Genomic DNA, 14,819 nt, shown 5'->3' with positions numbered 1-14,819 from the left:
AACCGGGGTCAATATTGGATGCCGATAGGGGGTCAATGTTCAATGCCGATTGACACGGTGGAGGACGGACACTGACGCCCGGATTTATTGAGCTACATGCGCATCTCATGCTTATGGGGCCTACGCTGCCGGCGATGGAAGCCAACACGACGTGGGAAGATTTCGCCATTCACGGTGCACGGATGGCTGAGATGTATCTCATGCAGGGGTTCACCACTGTGAGGGATGCGGGTGGTGCCAATGGTGGGCTGCGAAGGGCCATTGACGCAGGGCAAATCGACGGCCCCCGGTACTATCCTTCCGGAGCATTTATCGGAACACGGGGTGGCCACGCAGACTTCGCCAATTTCACTGCACCACCGGGCTCTGAAACGAACATGAGCCGTCTGAACTTGGCGCAAGAGATTAGCGGTGTCGATGACGTTTATAAATACGCGCGCAACAACTTTCGAATGGGTGCAACGCAGTTGAAATTCATGCAATCCGGTGGCGTGGTTTCGGCTTTTGATCCATGGCAACTGCTGGCTGGATCACCAGAGGAAATCAAAGCAGCTGTTCAAGTCGCAAATGAATACGGCAGCTATGTCATGGCGCATTCGTATCGGAAAGAAGCAATCCTGAATGCGCTTGATGCAGGCGTGATGTCGATCGAACATGGTTTCTCGTTCGATTGTGAAATCGCTCAGGTCATGAACGAAAAAGGGGCCTACATAACCACGAACCTGACGGCCTTCGATCCCGGTTTGCTTGATATTCCTGCGGTGGCAAACGTCCCGTCCAGCCTTGCCAAAGCAAAATCCGCCTCGGCCACATTTGCGGGCTACATCGACAATATGAAGGAATGCCCGGTGAAGCGAGGGTTCCAGACGGACTGTGTTGGCTCGGTGGAAGCATGTAACATCCAGATTGCCTACGAGAAACACCTGAACAATGAGTTTTTCGGTCCGTATACTTCGATGGTGACGCTGACCTCGACAGGTGGTGAAGTCGTTGCTTTGTCGGGCGATTTCATGAACCCTTATACGGCTGGAAAGCTTGGAGTGATCGAAGAAGGCGCTTATGCTGATATCCTGTTGATCGACGGAAACCCGCTAGAGGATTTTTCGGTCGTTGGAACCGGTGATCAGTGGTTTGGAGCGGACCCGAGACCGGACAGCCCTGAAACGATCCGTCTGATTATGAAGGATGGTGTGATATACAAGAACACGCTGGAATAGTTAAAAGCGCAGCCGGAGAGTATTCATGCGTCATTGGTTTTGCATCGCGGTCATCGCAGGGTTGGTGTGGTGTGCCCCGCCCACTTTTGCAGCGCCTGGGGTTGCGTTGGATTGGGCGGATCTTCCAGACCCGTCCGCGCAGATCTTTGAAGACCCTTATCGCGATCTCAGCCCTGAACAGTTCGACGATGTTCTGTTTGTTGTACGACTGCGCGGCAGGCTGCAGCAGGATCATGGCAGCGAAGAAGAACGGCAGAAATGGCAAGAACTGCTGGCTGAGACCGAGGACGCTTTGGCCGCAGATGAAATTGATATCGACTGGCTGCTCGATCAGCGTGAAGTTGTGATGGAGCGTCGAAGAAAGGCCGGGACGAACGGAAATCCGCAGTTAGACGGCCAGACAATCACTGTCGCGGGCTTTGCTATTCCAGCCCCCAGCGATCCCGACGGGCGACCTGTGGCGTATCTGGTGCCGGAACGCGGGATGTGCAGTCACATGCCTCCGCCGCCTCCCAACCAGATGATCCGCGTGCGTTTAAATGAGGATTGGACCCCCAGCTATTTCCATGAACCCGTACGATTGACGGGAACGCTGACCATTGATCCGTCTGTTCAAAACATGATGGTCGTGGACGGCGTTATGCCCATGAACGCGACCTTCCAGCTTGAAACGGACAGTGTTGAAACGCTGGAAACCGAGACAGACAGGCTGGAGTGGAAACAGCGTGCTGCTGATCGCATTCGCGCGGCGGGCAATCGCAAGACGGGCGGGGCAAGAGCGTCCGAATGATAAGAAACCTGCTTGCTGCATCGGTAATTGCATCTGCTGGCGCGGTATCGGCGCAAGGGCTTTCCGGACCTTCTTCTGTTGGGGCTGATCTTGAGCCCGGCGACGGCCTGACCGATCCGCAATACAGATCGGATTTTCCGCGTAACATCGCGCCAGGTTGGTTCGGGTGGAAGGACCGACTGGCTGAGGGCGGGTTTCGTTTCAACATTGATTACTTGGCGTTGGGCCAAACCACGAATGCTGATCTGGGCACCGGCGAAGCGGCCAGCGGAATTGCTCGGTTCTACGGCAACTGGCAGGCAACTGAACTGGGTTCTCTGACATTCAAGATTGAAGACCGGCACAGCTATACCGATGTGGCCCCGCAGTTCCTTGGGCTGGATGGTGGAGCGCTTTCGATCACGGGCACAGCCTTTAATGATAATGGACTACTGCTGACAAACCTGTTCTGGACCCAAAGGGCTGCGAACGGCGCGTGGACGCTGCAAGTCGGGCAGATTGACGTCACGGACTTCGTGGACATCTATGGGCTGGTCAGTCCCTACAGCGGATTCCAGAACCTGTCATTCAACACCAACCCGACGATCAATACACCCAATCAAGGATTGGGAATTGCGGGTGGTTTGAAGCTTAGCGAGACTGTCTATGCCGTAGCGAGCGTTTCAGACGCGAACGCCGACCCGTCTGACCCTAATTTCGATGTGTTCAGCGACGGCAATCTCTTCAAATCACTCGAACTTGGGTACACTTCCGGCTTTGATCGTATCTATTTCGACAATGTCCATCTGACCCTCTGGCATGCAGATGCGGCTGACGATGGCAGCCGAGCGGAAGACTATGGCGCGGCGTTTTCTGCGGCCTGGTTTGTCGACAACAAGTGGATGCCGTTCTTTCGGGCGGGGGCCTCAAAAGGAACGGCAGCTCTTTACGATCGGTCGATATCTGTCGGTCTGGGGTATTATGGTCGCAATACCGATCTGGCCGGTCTTGGCCTGAACTGGGCCGAAGCCAGGGGCATCGACGGGACACAGTTCACGCTTGAAGCTTTCTACCGTTTTTCAATCTCACCGGGGTTTCAGATCACACCATCGGTGCAGTTCATTTCCAACCCGCTGCTGAACCCCACTCAGGACAGCATCACGCTGTTCGGCCTCAGAACCCGGATCGTTTTCTGAGGGGTGTTCATGCGGCGGCAAAACAAATCAACTGAGGAGGCTCTGTCATGAAGACCCTATTGGCCGTAAGCGCCATAGCGATCACTTTTGCCGGCGCGTTACATGCGAGCGAGGAAAGCAAGACGTGGGAGGCGTCAGAAGAGGCGAAGCAGTTTGTGCAGGACACAATTGTCCTCGGCATGTTGGCCAGCCCCTATGGCACTGGCTGGACCGAAGACGAGCAGCTTCACACTTACTTCGCGCGTGCGCGGGAAAACGGCATCACTGGGCATGAGATGACGCTGGCTGCTGCGGATATGTCTTTCGACACCTTTCTTGATCAACATTACCACTTCCGTGCTGCAATGGCCCAGCAACCGGAAAACTACCTCATCGTGAATGAAACCCGCGACATTGAAGCTGCCCACATACAGGGCAAAACAGCGGTTATTTGGAACAGCCAAACGGCCACGATTCTGGACGGCGACCTGAGGAAGATGGCAGTGCTCAAGGATATGGGGATCAAAAGTATGATCCTGGCTTACAATGACATTTTCCGGACTGGTTCTGGGCAGTTGGCGGCCTATAACGGTCGCGACATTGGTCTGACCCCGTGGGGGAAGTCAGTTATTGATGAAATGGTCAGGTTTGGCATACTGCTCGACCTAAGCCATACGGGTTCGAAAACGGCCAATGACGCCATGGATTACATGGATGAGAACTACCCCGGGGTGCCCTATGTCTACACGCACTCGGTTCCTGCAGGGTTGTATGCGAATGGGCCCAATGCGACGCCAAAAGGGTGTTATCGCGCCATTCCCGATGATGAGGCGCTGCGCGCGGCCAAGTCTGGTGGCTACGTTTCCCCGACGTTCACAGAATGGATGATGGACGGCGTTTGGCCCGAGGATATCTCACCCGAGCAGGCCGCTGATATGATTGATTACTATGTCCAGCTTGTCGGCGTCGACCATGTTGGAATCGCAACGGACGACATGTTTTCGCTGGAATTAGTCGTACAGTTCGCAACTGAAAACGCGAGCATGTACGATGACGGCGGCTATATGATCGACGCCTTCAACAAAGGGGCAACTGGTAACGGTGAACTTGCCAAAATCCTTGCGGCGATAACGGACGATCTTTGGGCGCGCGGCTATTCAAATGAAGATCTTGCAAAGATCTACGGCGGAAACAAGATGCGGGTTTACGCGCAAGTTTGGGAAGGCAAACCACCCGAACAGTTTTTGAAGGAATACCCCGAGCGTTTGCGCTTGCGGCAAGAGCTTCGTGAAGGGTTTTATTCGCGATAGATGCGCTGGGTAATTGCCAACTTTCTTTAGGCCGGGTTTGGTCAGGCTGGCATTTCTGCTTGAGTTTGAAGGGTAGATGACGGGCGATGAGAGTTTCGAACTCCCGACACATCTGTGGTGCAAACGCAGCGCTTTGCACCACCAATTCGACTAATCAAAGCACTGAATTCCACTGCCACTAAGCGCGTTCAATCACATGAAATACGTGTGTTGCCGTTGAGTCGACTATCGAAAGATGCACCAAAAGGCACAACGCAACACAGCGTGCGTTGCTATGCAGCGAGATCAAGATCTGACACCCAAATAGCCACCGAGTTCAGTGAGGATTGCGGCACACAATCCAATCCATTTCCAAGTCGACTTTGGGTCACTATTTTTGCCGGAAACGCAATTTTGCGGCGTGCTTGAAATACACCCAAGGGTGCCTTCTTGCTTGGTCACGCTCGGAAATAGCCTTGTCCCGCTCGGAAATAGCCTTGTCCCGCTCCTGCTGAAGCTCCTGAGTTTTTTTCGCGAGGCAAACTAACCATTCCGCTGAAAGACTTTCCAGTTCCGAGGCAGTTTCCGGCAGATCTTTGTCGGATTCGTTTTCTAGTGGCTGCTTTGTTCTACGCCAGTTTTCAGACAGCCCTTCCGGCAAAAATTCACTTTCAATTTCGTCACAAGCCTTTGAGAATCTATCTAATACCCCAACTGGTATGGGGTGACTCAGCTCAACGTTTTCTCTATCCGGCCTGACCTTTCTCAATATTGCTCTCGTAGTATTACTCTTTCGCCAAGATGCCATATCTTCGGCAGGCGTTGGCAAGAAAAAATTACAACGACGCAATATTTCCAAGTGATCTAGAGAAAGAGCAGTATTAAGCCGATCTGGAATTGCAAAATCTTGAGAGTCGACACCGATCAATTCACAAAAATCAGAGCAAATATCTCCGCCGACCAATTTGCTAGGCAGGTATTCCCGTACAGTTACATTTTCTTTTCCAAAAACCTCGGCCCACCTACGAAGCCGGTGAACTGGATTAAAGTACTCATTCTGCGGGTCTACGCGATCCCAGTTTAGTTTGTCGCGCTTACTGACTTTGACTGCCGTAGAATGCGATGATTTGGCTAAACTCACCGGATCACGAATATAGCAAACAACTTTTACCTCGTAGCCCGTGGCATCAATGCTATCTTTCAACAGCTTAATTTCATTCTCAGAGCCCACTCTGCTGGAGAGATGCTCGCAAGAAATCACTGTGGTTTTATTGACAACTTTTAGATGAGAAGCAAAATCGGAAAGTATAACTTGTCCATCAATTTTCTTATGTTCCGCGATGAATTCCCTTTGTTTGTTCTGGTTCGTCAGAGCTCCGGCCAGCGGGAAATGCCCATTGCCTTGAACAAATGTCAAGTGGCGGTCATTAGGGTAGTGGACTCCAACGTTTTCAAGTTTGTCACAATTATTGCTCATAAAGGCTTGAAGTGATGTTGTACCCGTTTTTTCCCAACCAATATGTACTATCAAACGTTTCAATTTTTGGCCTTTCCGAAGGTCGGAACTTTCATTCACTAATTGTGCACAAGCAACATCACTGAATACACTCTGGAACCCAGGCTTTCAGTGTATCTTACGCCGCTCACATCTCACGGGACATACACAGAACACGTAGCTTTACTCAAGCTATCGTATGTCCGTTGTCGGAGTTTAGGAAATGTTGGGGCGTTTTCGTAACGGAGGCTCTGCTTGGATTTCAGTTTCAGTTTGTACTTCAAGCGGCGTTTCTCTGCTTCTGGCCAATCCTTCGCCCTAAATAAACCTTGGCATGGCCGGTTTGCTTGACCTGGCAGGCTCTATCGGCAACAGGCGGAACAACTTTAGTCCCCGCTGATTGGTTGACTATGTTTCTAGGGATATGAGCAAAAAGGCGATCTGATCAGAACAGGCTTAAGCAATGCGAATCTCATCGTATACCGCCTCCATCTACCAATTGAGGCAATGCAAGACCCCGCTTGGTAGAAACCATAGCAAGATCAATGAGTTGGGAATGGTGGGTGATGAGAGACTCGAACTCCCGACATCTTCGGTGTAAACGAAGCGCTCTATCCCAATCCGCACGTGCAACAAGGTGCTGTTTTCCACTGCCGCCACCAACACCTCATTGAAAGATGTCTTGCGTTGCCAGTAGCTTAACAGTCTCACAGTCGACAAAGCACTGCAATACTGAAAGTGTGCTTTGCCCCAACCTAAACTCTGTAAATCAGTAAGAGTAGCAGCGCGTTTGCAGCGGAGGCGCAGCGGTCGCCGCCTGCCGTGGGGGGTATGGGGGCAACTGGTTACACAGTACGGTTAGATACCCTCCCAAAAAAATGTGTCGTCAATTTTCGTTCGGTCCCAAAGCGGACGTTCGTCTTAAGAAACCCCTTTAGATGAACCGATTTTTGGTCGCGTCGCCGTTTCTATCGGCGTCTCACCGAAGAATTGGCGGTAGGCAACTGATGTCCGGCCAAGGTGACTAAACCCGGCTTCGCCGATGAGTTTTGAAACGACACCTTTCTCATAGGTGCTTTCCAGCAGAAGTGACCTTAGCCGATGTAGCTGTACAATCGACTGGAACTTGCTTGGACCAACACCAAGTTGTTTTTCAAAAGCCAAAAAGAGTGACCGCCTCGATACCCCGAGTTCGCGACACAACTCTTGAACGGTTAGTTTTATGCCCGCCGGGTTTTCTGAAAAATACTCTTCGGCCGCCACAACGGTCTTCCATTGACTATGGCCAGCCTTTTCTGCGGCCATTTGTGGTTCGGCACGGTAAAGAAATTCACCTGCCAAGTTTTCGAGGTTCTCGAAAATGTCACTCAACATCCAAGCATCTGTCACACCCTCGGTAGTTAGTTTGTGGCAAAGCCATTTCTCAATGCAACGGGCATAAGCATTCAGAGCGTCGGATCTGGACAGGCGAATGGGTGCTTTAAACGTTGCCCATCCACGCTTCTCGACCTGCAAACACGGAACTTCCAGCACGTAAATCTGAGTACCAGCCTCGGTCACGTAGTCATACTCTGTTTGTTTTTTCCCTTGCCAGCACACAAGAAACGGATCCTCATAAAGAGTTCCTTGAAATCGAACCGGTTCGCCGTTTGGTAAGACTAAACCTAAGAAGACTGTGTCGCCGTGTTGAACTTCGTGGAAACGAATACGCGAAAGGTATTCCTCGGAATAAAGGCTGAAACCATTGTGTTGGGCCACGCGCCAATTCAACTTTGGCCCCTGTGGAGAGAGAGCGAGCGCTTCGAGTTGGACGTCAGTGTAATCAGGCAGGTGTTCCACCGAACGTATTTTCTCGAACAGTAACATAGCGCCTCAGTTAACCCTTACTGCGACCGGCTCTGGCAGCAGCAAATTGCAATTCAATTAATCATAATAGTTTGCACGATTCGGATAGCCAGTCCTAATCTCAGGTTACACTATCGATCTCGAACACAGAAAACCTGTCAATGTCCTCGGAGTGCCTCATGAAGAAGCTAACACTTTCCATTGCTGCGCTATTGGTATCGTCAACTGCTCTGTACGCGCAGGCCGCCGATCTGGTCTTTACCAATGCTTCCGTCCTTACCATGAATGACGATGCGCCGACGGCGCAGGCCGTTGCGGTCACTGGGAACCAGATAAGCTATGTTGGCGATGTTGCGGGGGCAGAGGCGCTGATCGGAGATAACACCGAGGTTCTGGATTTGGGAGGGGATACCCTTTTGCCTGGGTTTGTGTCAGGTCACGATCACATCGTTGCATCGGGTTGGACTTCGCGCGGTGTCAGTCTGTTTGGAATTGAAACACTTGAAGAGGCATTGGCCGCAGTCAAGGAATATGCCGATGCAAACCCTGACGAGGAATTGATCCTTGGATATGGGTTCAATCAGGTGGCTTATGGCGGGTGGCCCACAAAAGAAGATTTGGATTCGGTCGTTTCTGACCGTCCGGCCTTTATCCTCGACTTCACAATCCACGATATTTGGATGAACTCCAAAGCTTTTGAAGCAGGTCAAGTCAGCCCTGACGAAGAGGATCAGGTGCCTGGTGTTATGTTCTGGCAGCGTGACGCGGAAGGCAACCAAACAGGAATCGGCATTGAGTTCCAGTGGGCTGCGGCATTTCGAAATGCAGGCGCTTGGGATCCAGCAGGTGAAATTCCTGACATCCAGAAAAATCTGTACGATCAGGCCGTTAAAACCGGAATCACAGCGGTACACGTGCCTCTGATGGCTATGCCGACAGTTACCGATCTGTCTCTTGTGAAAGATGACGAAAAACTCGCACTGGCTCACCTACACGAACTTGAGAAGAACGGTGAGCTAACGATCCGCACTTTTGTTGCGACGGGATTCAAGGACCCGACCGCCACTGCTGACGAAATCGTGGAACACACACTCGAATTACGAGAGCAATACGACAGCGACATGCTGCGCATTTGGGGAATCAAGATCCACCCGGAAGGGAACTGGAGTTCGAAAACCGCCTGGATGCTGGACGACTACGCAGACGGGTCTGCGACGCGTGGTGCGGCTGCCATTGAAGGACCCATGATAACCTCGGTCTATCTGCATGCCAATCAGAACGGGCTTCCGGTAGGCACTCACGTCGATGGATCACAAACAGTGCGCAACACGGTGGACGCGATCATGACCGCGCGCGGAGCTGGCTATGACGTTCCGAACAACCTTTTGCACCACTATTTCTGGGTATCTGATCAGGACCATGAGACTGTTATCGAAAACGAAATCATGGTGAACACGACCCCGCTTTTCCACGTTGATTGGGAAGCACAGGACGTAAACGCGTTGGACCTGTTGGGGCGTGCAAAGGTCGAAGCGATATTTGCACGCTATTCCTCGCTAATGGCATTGGGGCACAACGTGTCGATTTCTTCGGATGTGCCATCCGCGCCGATTGACCTGATCGGTCCGCTACTCAATGTTGAGATCGCGATGACTTTGCAGGACCCACTGAATCCGGACAGCAAGCCGTTCCCGTTGTCACGCAAACCGGCCTCATTGGAAGAGTCGCTGAAAGCGGTCACGATCTATCCTGCCGCGCAGCAAGCAATGGAGGACAAGATAGGGTCCATCGAAGTGGGCAAATATGCCGACCTTGTCGTTCTGGATCAGGACATTACTGCAGTCGAACCGCGCGAAATCTCGAACATCAAGGTGTTGGGCACGTTAATGGACGGGCGGTTCACGCATCGTGACGGTATTTGACTTCAGAGGCCGTTTCGGCTGGGGGCGCACAAAACCCCTCGCCGTTTCAGGAAGGAAGCCAGAATTGAAACGACTGATCTGTTGTAAAGCCGCTTTGATAGCGACATCCCTTTTTGCGGCGGCTTATGCGCATGCGGAGGAAGTCGCATTCATTGCGATACTGAACGTTCCGGCTGGAAACGCACAGGCTTTTGATGCTTTGGCCAGAGACATGGTTGAGGCATCTGCCACCGATGACGGTCTTTTGATTTACGAGTTCGCCCGGGTCGGCGAGACTGTATACGGCTACGAACGTTATGTGGATGCGGCTGCCCACGCCCGGCACGAAGCATTGATCGAGCCCTTCATTCCACAGTTGGTTGAGTTGGCGCAGTTCGAGAAGATTGTCACCCTATCGCAGCTTACGGATGACCATCAGGAACTGTTCCGGAGCATTGGGGCAGAGATTGGCCAACCTATTGCCGCTGCAGCGCAAGGGCCATCCAAATGAATGCGCGATGGCAAAGAAGGTTCAGAGAAAATCTAGAGAAAAATCTAAGCGGAACTCTGGAGCAAATGATGAAAGGCCGACTTTGCACTTGTGCTGTCTGCTTCGCTGGGCTGATGAGTGTTCAAGCCAATGACGCTCAAGCTTGTGACGCGGCTTGTCAGGCAGCGCGGAAGGCCGCGAATCCGCTTGCGGATACAAAAGCGCTAATCACCGATAACACAATCGCATTCAGGACCGGGACGAATGACGATGACAGCTACAATTTTCAGCTACAGCCCGTCTATTCAGTCCCACTGACTGACGCCACATTGGTGCTTCGGGGAATTGTGCCGATTCAAGGTGTCCAACCCGGAGCCGTGTTGCCGCCTGGAATTGTCGACCCCTCGGAAGAAGATGATCTGACCTGGGGCATCGGCGATTCAACTGTTCAGGCATTTTATTCACCTACGCCGGGAGAAAGCGGAATCGCACTGGGCTACGGCCTGCAAGTTTCCCTGCCAACGCACACGAATGACGCCTTGCAAGGCGCAGGTTGGGGCGCTGGCCCTGCCTTTGTCATGTTTGGGCAAACCGGTGACCTGTCGTGGGGTGGTGTCATTGCCCATATGTGGGGTGAGAACGATTTCAACGTGACCATCCTTCAACCTATTTTGAACTATGGTTTGGGAGAGGGTTGGTACGTTGGGTACAACAACGTCGTTTCGTACAACTGGAATTCCGCCAGCAATGATGAAGCATGGGCAATTCCATTGGGTTTGACCGCTGGCAAAACGTCGATCATCAATGAGGAAAAAGGCACCGCTATGGATGTCAGTGTGGGATACTACACTCTAGAGCGCAAACCTGACGGCGGGCCGGACAGGCAACTTAAACTGGGTTTGTCGTTCTTTTTTTGATGGGCGCTTTGGAAGCATGATTCAAGAGACTGCTTTCAGTGGCTGGGAACAGCAATCACGCGAGAGTGAACGATCCCATGTATAGTAGAACTTGGCCGGTAACTTTGCTCCGTCGCGACTATGAGGAACAACTGGGGCTATGAAATGAAAAGCAACCTGATCGCTCTGATAATTACTGTTTTTGCGTTCGCACACATTCAAGCTGTTCAGGCAGAAGTTGCCCAGGGGCCGCAAGACCCTGCTGCCCAAACGTCTCCTTCAGGGGCGAAGCGTTTTAACATGTCTGACCGCTTACTTGATTTGGCCATTGGCGAAAGCTCCACAGCGCTAGATGAATCTGTTCAGGAACATGTTGCGGTAAGCTGGAGTGATTTGAAGCCAGCGCTAAAGTCTCTGGAAACGCCATTTGAATCGCTGCCAGATCCGTTGTTGAACGCTATGAGAACGCAAGTTCGTTGGCGAACATCCAGTACCAGTGAGCGCACTGATCCGGATCTAATTAATGAATATAAGGCGGCCAATGGTGTTCTGTCCGCTAATGATGTCGACGTAGAAAAGCTAATTCTGGAGCGCCGAAAAATCATTGCGCAAAACAACTCAGTCGGGCGCGGTCCAAACTTAGAAAAACTGGGTACGACGATCAGGATACCTGGATACATAGTACCACTGACAATCGATGGAGGAGTTGTAACTGAATTCTTGTTTGTCCCGGTTGCAGGATCTTGCGTTCATACACCTTCGCCGCCACCGAACCAGATCATTCATGTTGATTACCCTACGGGCGTCGAGTTCAAATCGATTTTCGACGCATTTTGGATCGAAGGTGAACTGTCAGAAGAACGCAAAATCAGCGATGTTACATTCTACGACGGCGCTACAAACGTGGAATCCATTTATAAACTCAACGCGCATATTGTTGAAGCATTCACCTATTGATCTCGGAGTAGCTCATTCGCCAAAAAACCGAGAGGTTAAGTCGCGCTTCAGACGTTTTACCTCTGTGAATGACAATGCGGTTGGGACACGCTAAACGGCGTAAAGAAGGCTCCTTTTTGAGATGAGTGCAACCATTGCCTTCAGAGTTAGGAGCGGCAACTTTGTCCGCGGAACGGAAGTTCGGCTTAAACTCAGCAAAGGTCCGCTTTGGCTTTTTGGCTGAAAACTCGCTATTTGTATCTGTGCTGCCTGAACCACTTTGGGACCCACCTTATCCAAAGAAGACAGATGCTAGCCAGCACGGGCGAGGCTTACGCCCCGCCCTTTGCTAGGTTGTCCCGCTTCCAAAGAGGTTGAAGGTTGCTATAGTGGCAAAGTTTGATGAGGTGCTCCAGTGACTGGGCAGCCGAGAGAGGGGTGATGTGGTCCACCTCCCATTGACCATACCGATCCCATGTCATGCCGTCTGAGAACCGAGCCTCTATGTACCGCGATAATGTGTCCTTGGAACAGCCGAGAGAATTGGATGGTCTCGCCCGTCCCATAAGCACTTGTCCCGACCGGTTTAGTACCGACCTGAACATACGGTATGATGGATCGGCTGCGCGACACTTCCGATCCCGCTCTACTGTTTTCTCCGCATTGCACTGAACGCACTGGCGATTGCTGACGTAGCGCTCAGCCAAGTGCCCAAACTTGCACGGACGACCCGTCCAGAAACGAGAAAGGCCGCGCAGGGCGGCCTCCTTAAGAGTGAGGAACGTCTGTTCCGATGCTATGTCAAACGGCATTATGCTGCTGCCGCCACCTGACGACCCTCCAACCGGGAAAGCAACTCATTCTGCCTATGCCCTTTGGCACAAACCTTTCCACTATTAACCTCACCGGATAGTAGCCAGTTCAGCAGTAGGTTCCGCATTCTCTGAGATGGCATGTAGAGCGTTACCCGATGCCTTGGCGTGTAGGCGCGCCCCGTACCGTTTAGGCCTCCGACACGTATTGCGGATCGGAACAGCCACTGCACCAGTTCGGTCAACGCATAGGCGTCAGAGAACCTTTGAGCTTCGTTGCTGTCGCGTTTCATGCCAAGGAACGTGAGCAGTTGTGGATTGGGGTTTTGGTCATATAGGTACACCGCTGTGGTGCACCCTATATGGGCATTGGTCCCACGTGTGGTGTTGGGTACGAAGCTAACACCGTCTGTGGTCCACACTGCATCAAAGACCTCTGTGTCCTTGTTGTACACCTCTTCTTTCAAGGCGCGCCCGAACATACGCGTATGCCTTGAGAGCCTACCTGCCTTTGGCTTTTGTCCGGTCTCAGCGTCTTGCCACAGGCGGCGTGCACACGTCAGCATGACCGTTTTGGGGTCTACGCCATACAGTTCTCTTGCCTTGAACTTGCGTAGCTTGTGACCAATCGAGGAGCACTGCGGGTGCGTTTTGATCGTCTTTAGCTGAGCGCAATGTGTCCACTTTTGGTTCTTTAGTTCCGGTATGGGTAATACCGTCAACGCGTTAGCAACATCTTCTCGCCACGCTGCCTCGACTTCTTTATCCAGACGCTGCACATCCAAAGTGAAGGAGCCGGGATGCTCTTTCTGCAGTTTTTGCAGGTACTGCAGCAGCACCGATCCTTCCGAAAGGTACGTGTAAATCGTCACGGACTTGGGCTTGAGCAAGAGTTCTTTGGGAATGGCGAGGACGAACAGCTTCTCGCTTATGCGATACAGTGCACCCGACTTGGCTTTGTCATAGAGGGATCGGTCAAATGTCTTGTTCCCTTTGCGGTATAGTTCATCCCACATTTCCGTTGGAACAATTCGTCCGTCAGGCTCCTCTTTTGCCATGCCAAGGCCTAGGTAAGCTGTGTCAAAGTCAACCTTTCGGACTGTCTGGTCCACCTCGAAGGGGTTTACGACCTCGTCGATGATGAGGTTGTATCCACTAAGTAAGTGATCGACTTCGATGGTTGGTTTGCCGTCGCTGTCGAACTCAGTACATCTCGCAACGCCGGTATTCTGGGTTGCTAAAGTTCCAAGTCGGTAGAAAAGTGCGTGAGTACAAGCAATTGACTTACCCGCTCGGATCAACTTCTCGCAGTGATCGCTTTTGCTACCGCCATTGCAAATAGGCTGTGTGAGGATGAAATCGGAACCTGTGCGGGCACCTTTGATGAACCGTTCCACCTCACTTAGGTACGGGACAACGGCGATATACTTTTCCGACTTTTTGAAGCTGCGGTTGATCTCTGTGGATTTGCCATAGCCACAGGGTTTATCGGCAATAGTGATATGGGGCATGTAAGCCTCCTGTGTGCGGCCCATTGGACCAGTTTGGGGAATGCGCTCTGGTGGATGCCGAGCAAATGGAATTGCCCCATTGGGGCGCTTGGGAGAAAATCCCGGTGAACACGCAATGGCTAAACTAGAGGGATCAATAGCCCTTTTTTCAGTACCTTTGCTTACAGGTCGGCGTGATTTTGTGTTTATCTATATGCACTTATGGAGCACTTGCTCCACTCGCATTGGAGCGAGAAAAGCCCATGCCCATAGCGCGACCCGATCAACAATAAGAAAGCGAAACCTGTTTGCTCACATGACGGAGGGGTTTTGCTCAACTGAGAGGCGGGTGACGCCTGTACGTTCACAAGAGGGAGGGCTAACGCCTGTATGTGCATGAGAGGACGGGCTCGAGCCCTTGCCAAATGTGCGAAGGACAGAAGGACAGCCAAAAGGCATAAGGGCACATTTGTCGCTAGATAGGGGTTAGGGTGGTCCAAGCTG

11 protein-coding genes are annotated in these 14,819 nt (G+C 52.0%); 8 read left to right on the top strand and 3 right to left on the bottom strand.

Going from position 1 to position 14,819, the window contains the following annotated elements; translation table 11 throughout:
* Window positions 1–71: 71 nt before the first annotated feature.
* From GS632_RS21530 to GS632_RS21515, 4 genes are read left to right on the top strand one after another with little or no spacing between them, the layout of a single operon-like run.
* Window positions 72–1,217: an amidohydrolase family protein gene (locus GS632_RS21530; RefSeq protein ID WP_256368738.1), complete on the top strand. Its 1,146-nt coding sequence runs from the start codon at window positions 72–74 to the stop codon at window positions 1,215–1,217.
* 25 nt (window positions 1,218–1,242) lie between these two features.
* Window positions 1,243–2,007 (top strand): DUF3299 domain-containing protein, encoded by a 765-nt coding sequence (locus tag GS632_RS21525; RefSeq protein ID WP_171179386.1) that lies wholly within the window; start codon window positions 1,243–1,245, stop codon window positions 2,005–2,007.
* Window positions 2,004–3,182 carry a carbohydrate porin gene (locus GS632_RS21520; protein ID WP_171239141.1) on the top strand — a complete coding sequence of 393 codons (1,179 nt, stop codon included), beginning with the start codon at window positions 2,004–2,006 and terminating at the stop codon, window positions 3,180–3,182. Before GS632_RS21525 ends, GS632_RS21520 begins: the two co-directional genes overlap by 4 nt.
* 47 nt (window positions 3,183–3,229) lie before the next feature.
* Window positions 3,230–4,471, top strand: coding sequence for a membrane dipeptidase (locus GS632_RS21515; protein ID WP_171722452.1), 1,242 nt, complete (start codon window positions 3,230–3,232; stop codon window positions 4,469–4,471).
* Window positions 4,472–4,841: 370 nt separating this feature from the next.
* Here the strand turns inward: GS632_RS21515 and GS632_RS21510 are convergent, their stop codons facing one another.
* A complete protein-coding gene (locus tag GS632_RS21510) occupies window positions 4,842–5,990 on the bottom strand; it encodes a hypothetical protein (protein WP_171179392.1) in 1,149 nt (382 codons plus the stop codon).
* Between the two features lie 876 nt (window positions 5,991–6,866).
* Window positions 6,867–7,811, bottom strand: a complete 945-nt coding sequence (locus tag GS632_RS21505) for a helix-turn-helix domain-containing protein (protein WP_171722451.1) — start codon at window positions 7,809–7,811, stop codon at window positions 6,867–6,869.
* 158 nt (window positions 7,812–7,969) lie between these two features.
* Between GS632_RS21505 and GS632_RS21500 the strand changes: the two genes are divergently transcribed.
* The 4 genes from GS632_RS21500 (at window position 7,970) to GS632_RS21485 (ending at window position 12,034) form a co-directional block, all read left to right on the top strand.
* Window positions 7,970–9,712, top strand: coding sequence for an amidohydrolase (locus GS632_RS21500; protein WP_171722450.1), 1,743 nt, complete (start codon window positions 7,970–7,972; stop codon window positions 9,710–9,712).
* 64 nt (window positions 9,713–9,776) lie between these two features.
* Window positions 9,777–10,202: a putative quinol monooxygenase gene (locus GS632_RS21495; protein ID WP_171722449.1), complete on the top strand. Its 426-nt coding sequence runs from the start codon at window positions 9,777–9,779 to the stop codon at window positions 10,200–10,202.
* A gap of 68 nt (window positions 10,203–10,270) precedes the next feature.
* Window positions 10,271–11,098, top strand: a complete 828-nt coding sequence (locus GS632_RS21490; RefSeq protein ID WP_171722448.1) for a hypothetical protein — start codon at window positions 10,271–10,273, stop codon at window positions 11,096–11,098.
* Between the two features lie 144 nt (window positions 11,099–11,242).
* The gene (locus GS632_RS21485; protein WP_171722447.1) at window positions 11,243–12,034 is read left to right on the top strand and encodes a DUF3299 domain-containing protein; all 792 of its coding nucleotides are present in this window, start codon (window positions 11,243–11,245) and stop codon (window positions 12,032–12,034) included.
* Window positions 12,035–12,824: 790 nt separating this feature from the next.
* Here GS632_RS21485 and GS632_RS21480 read toward each other — a convergent pair.
* Complete coding sequence (locus tag GS632_RS21480; RefSeq protein ID WP_171722446.1) at window positions 12,825–14,336, bottom strand: hypothetical protein; 1,512 nt, start codon at window positions 14,334–14,336, stop codon at window positions 12,825–12,827.
* Between the last annotated feature and the right edge of the window lie 483 nt (window positions 14,337–14,819).

Source organism: Ruegeria sp. HKCCD7296, from assembly GCF_013110775.1.
Taxonomy (GTDB): Bacteria; Pseudomonadota; Alphaproteobacteria; order Rhodobacterales; family Rhodobacteraceae; genus Ruegeria.
The sequence above is the reverse complement of the archived record's forward strand: the minus strand, read 5'-3'. Positions and strand labels throughout refer to the sequence as shown.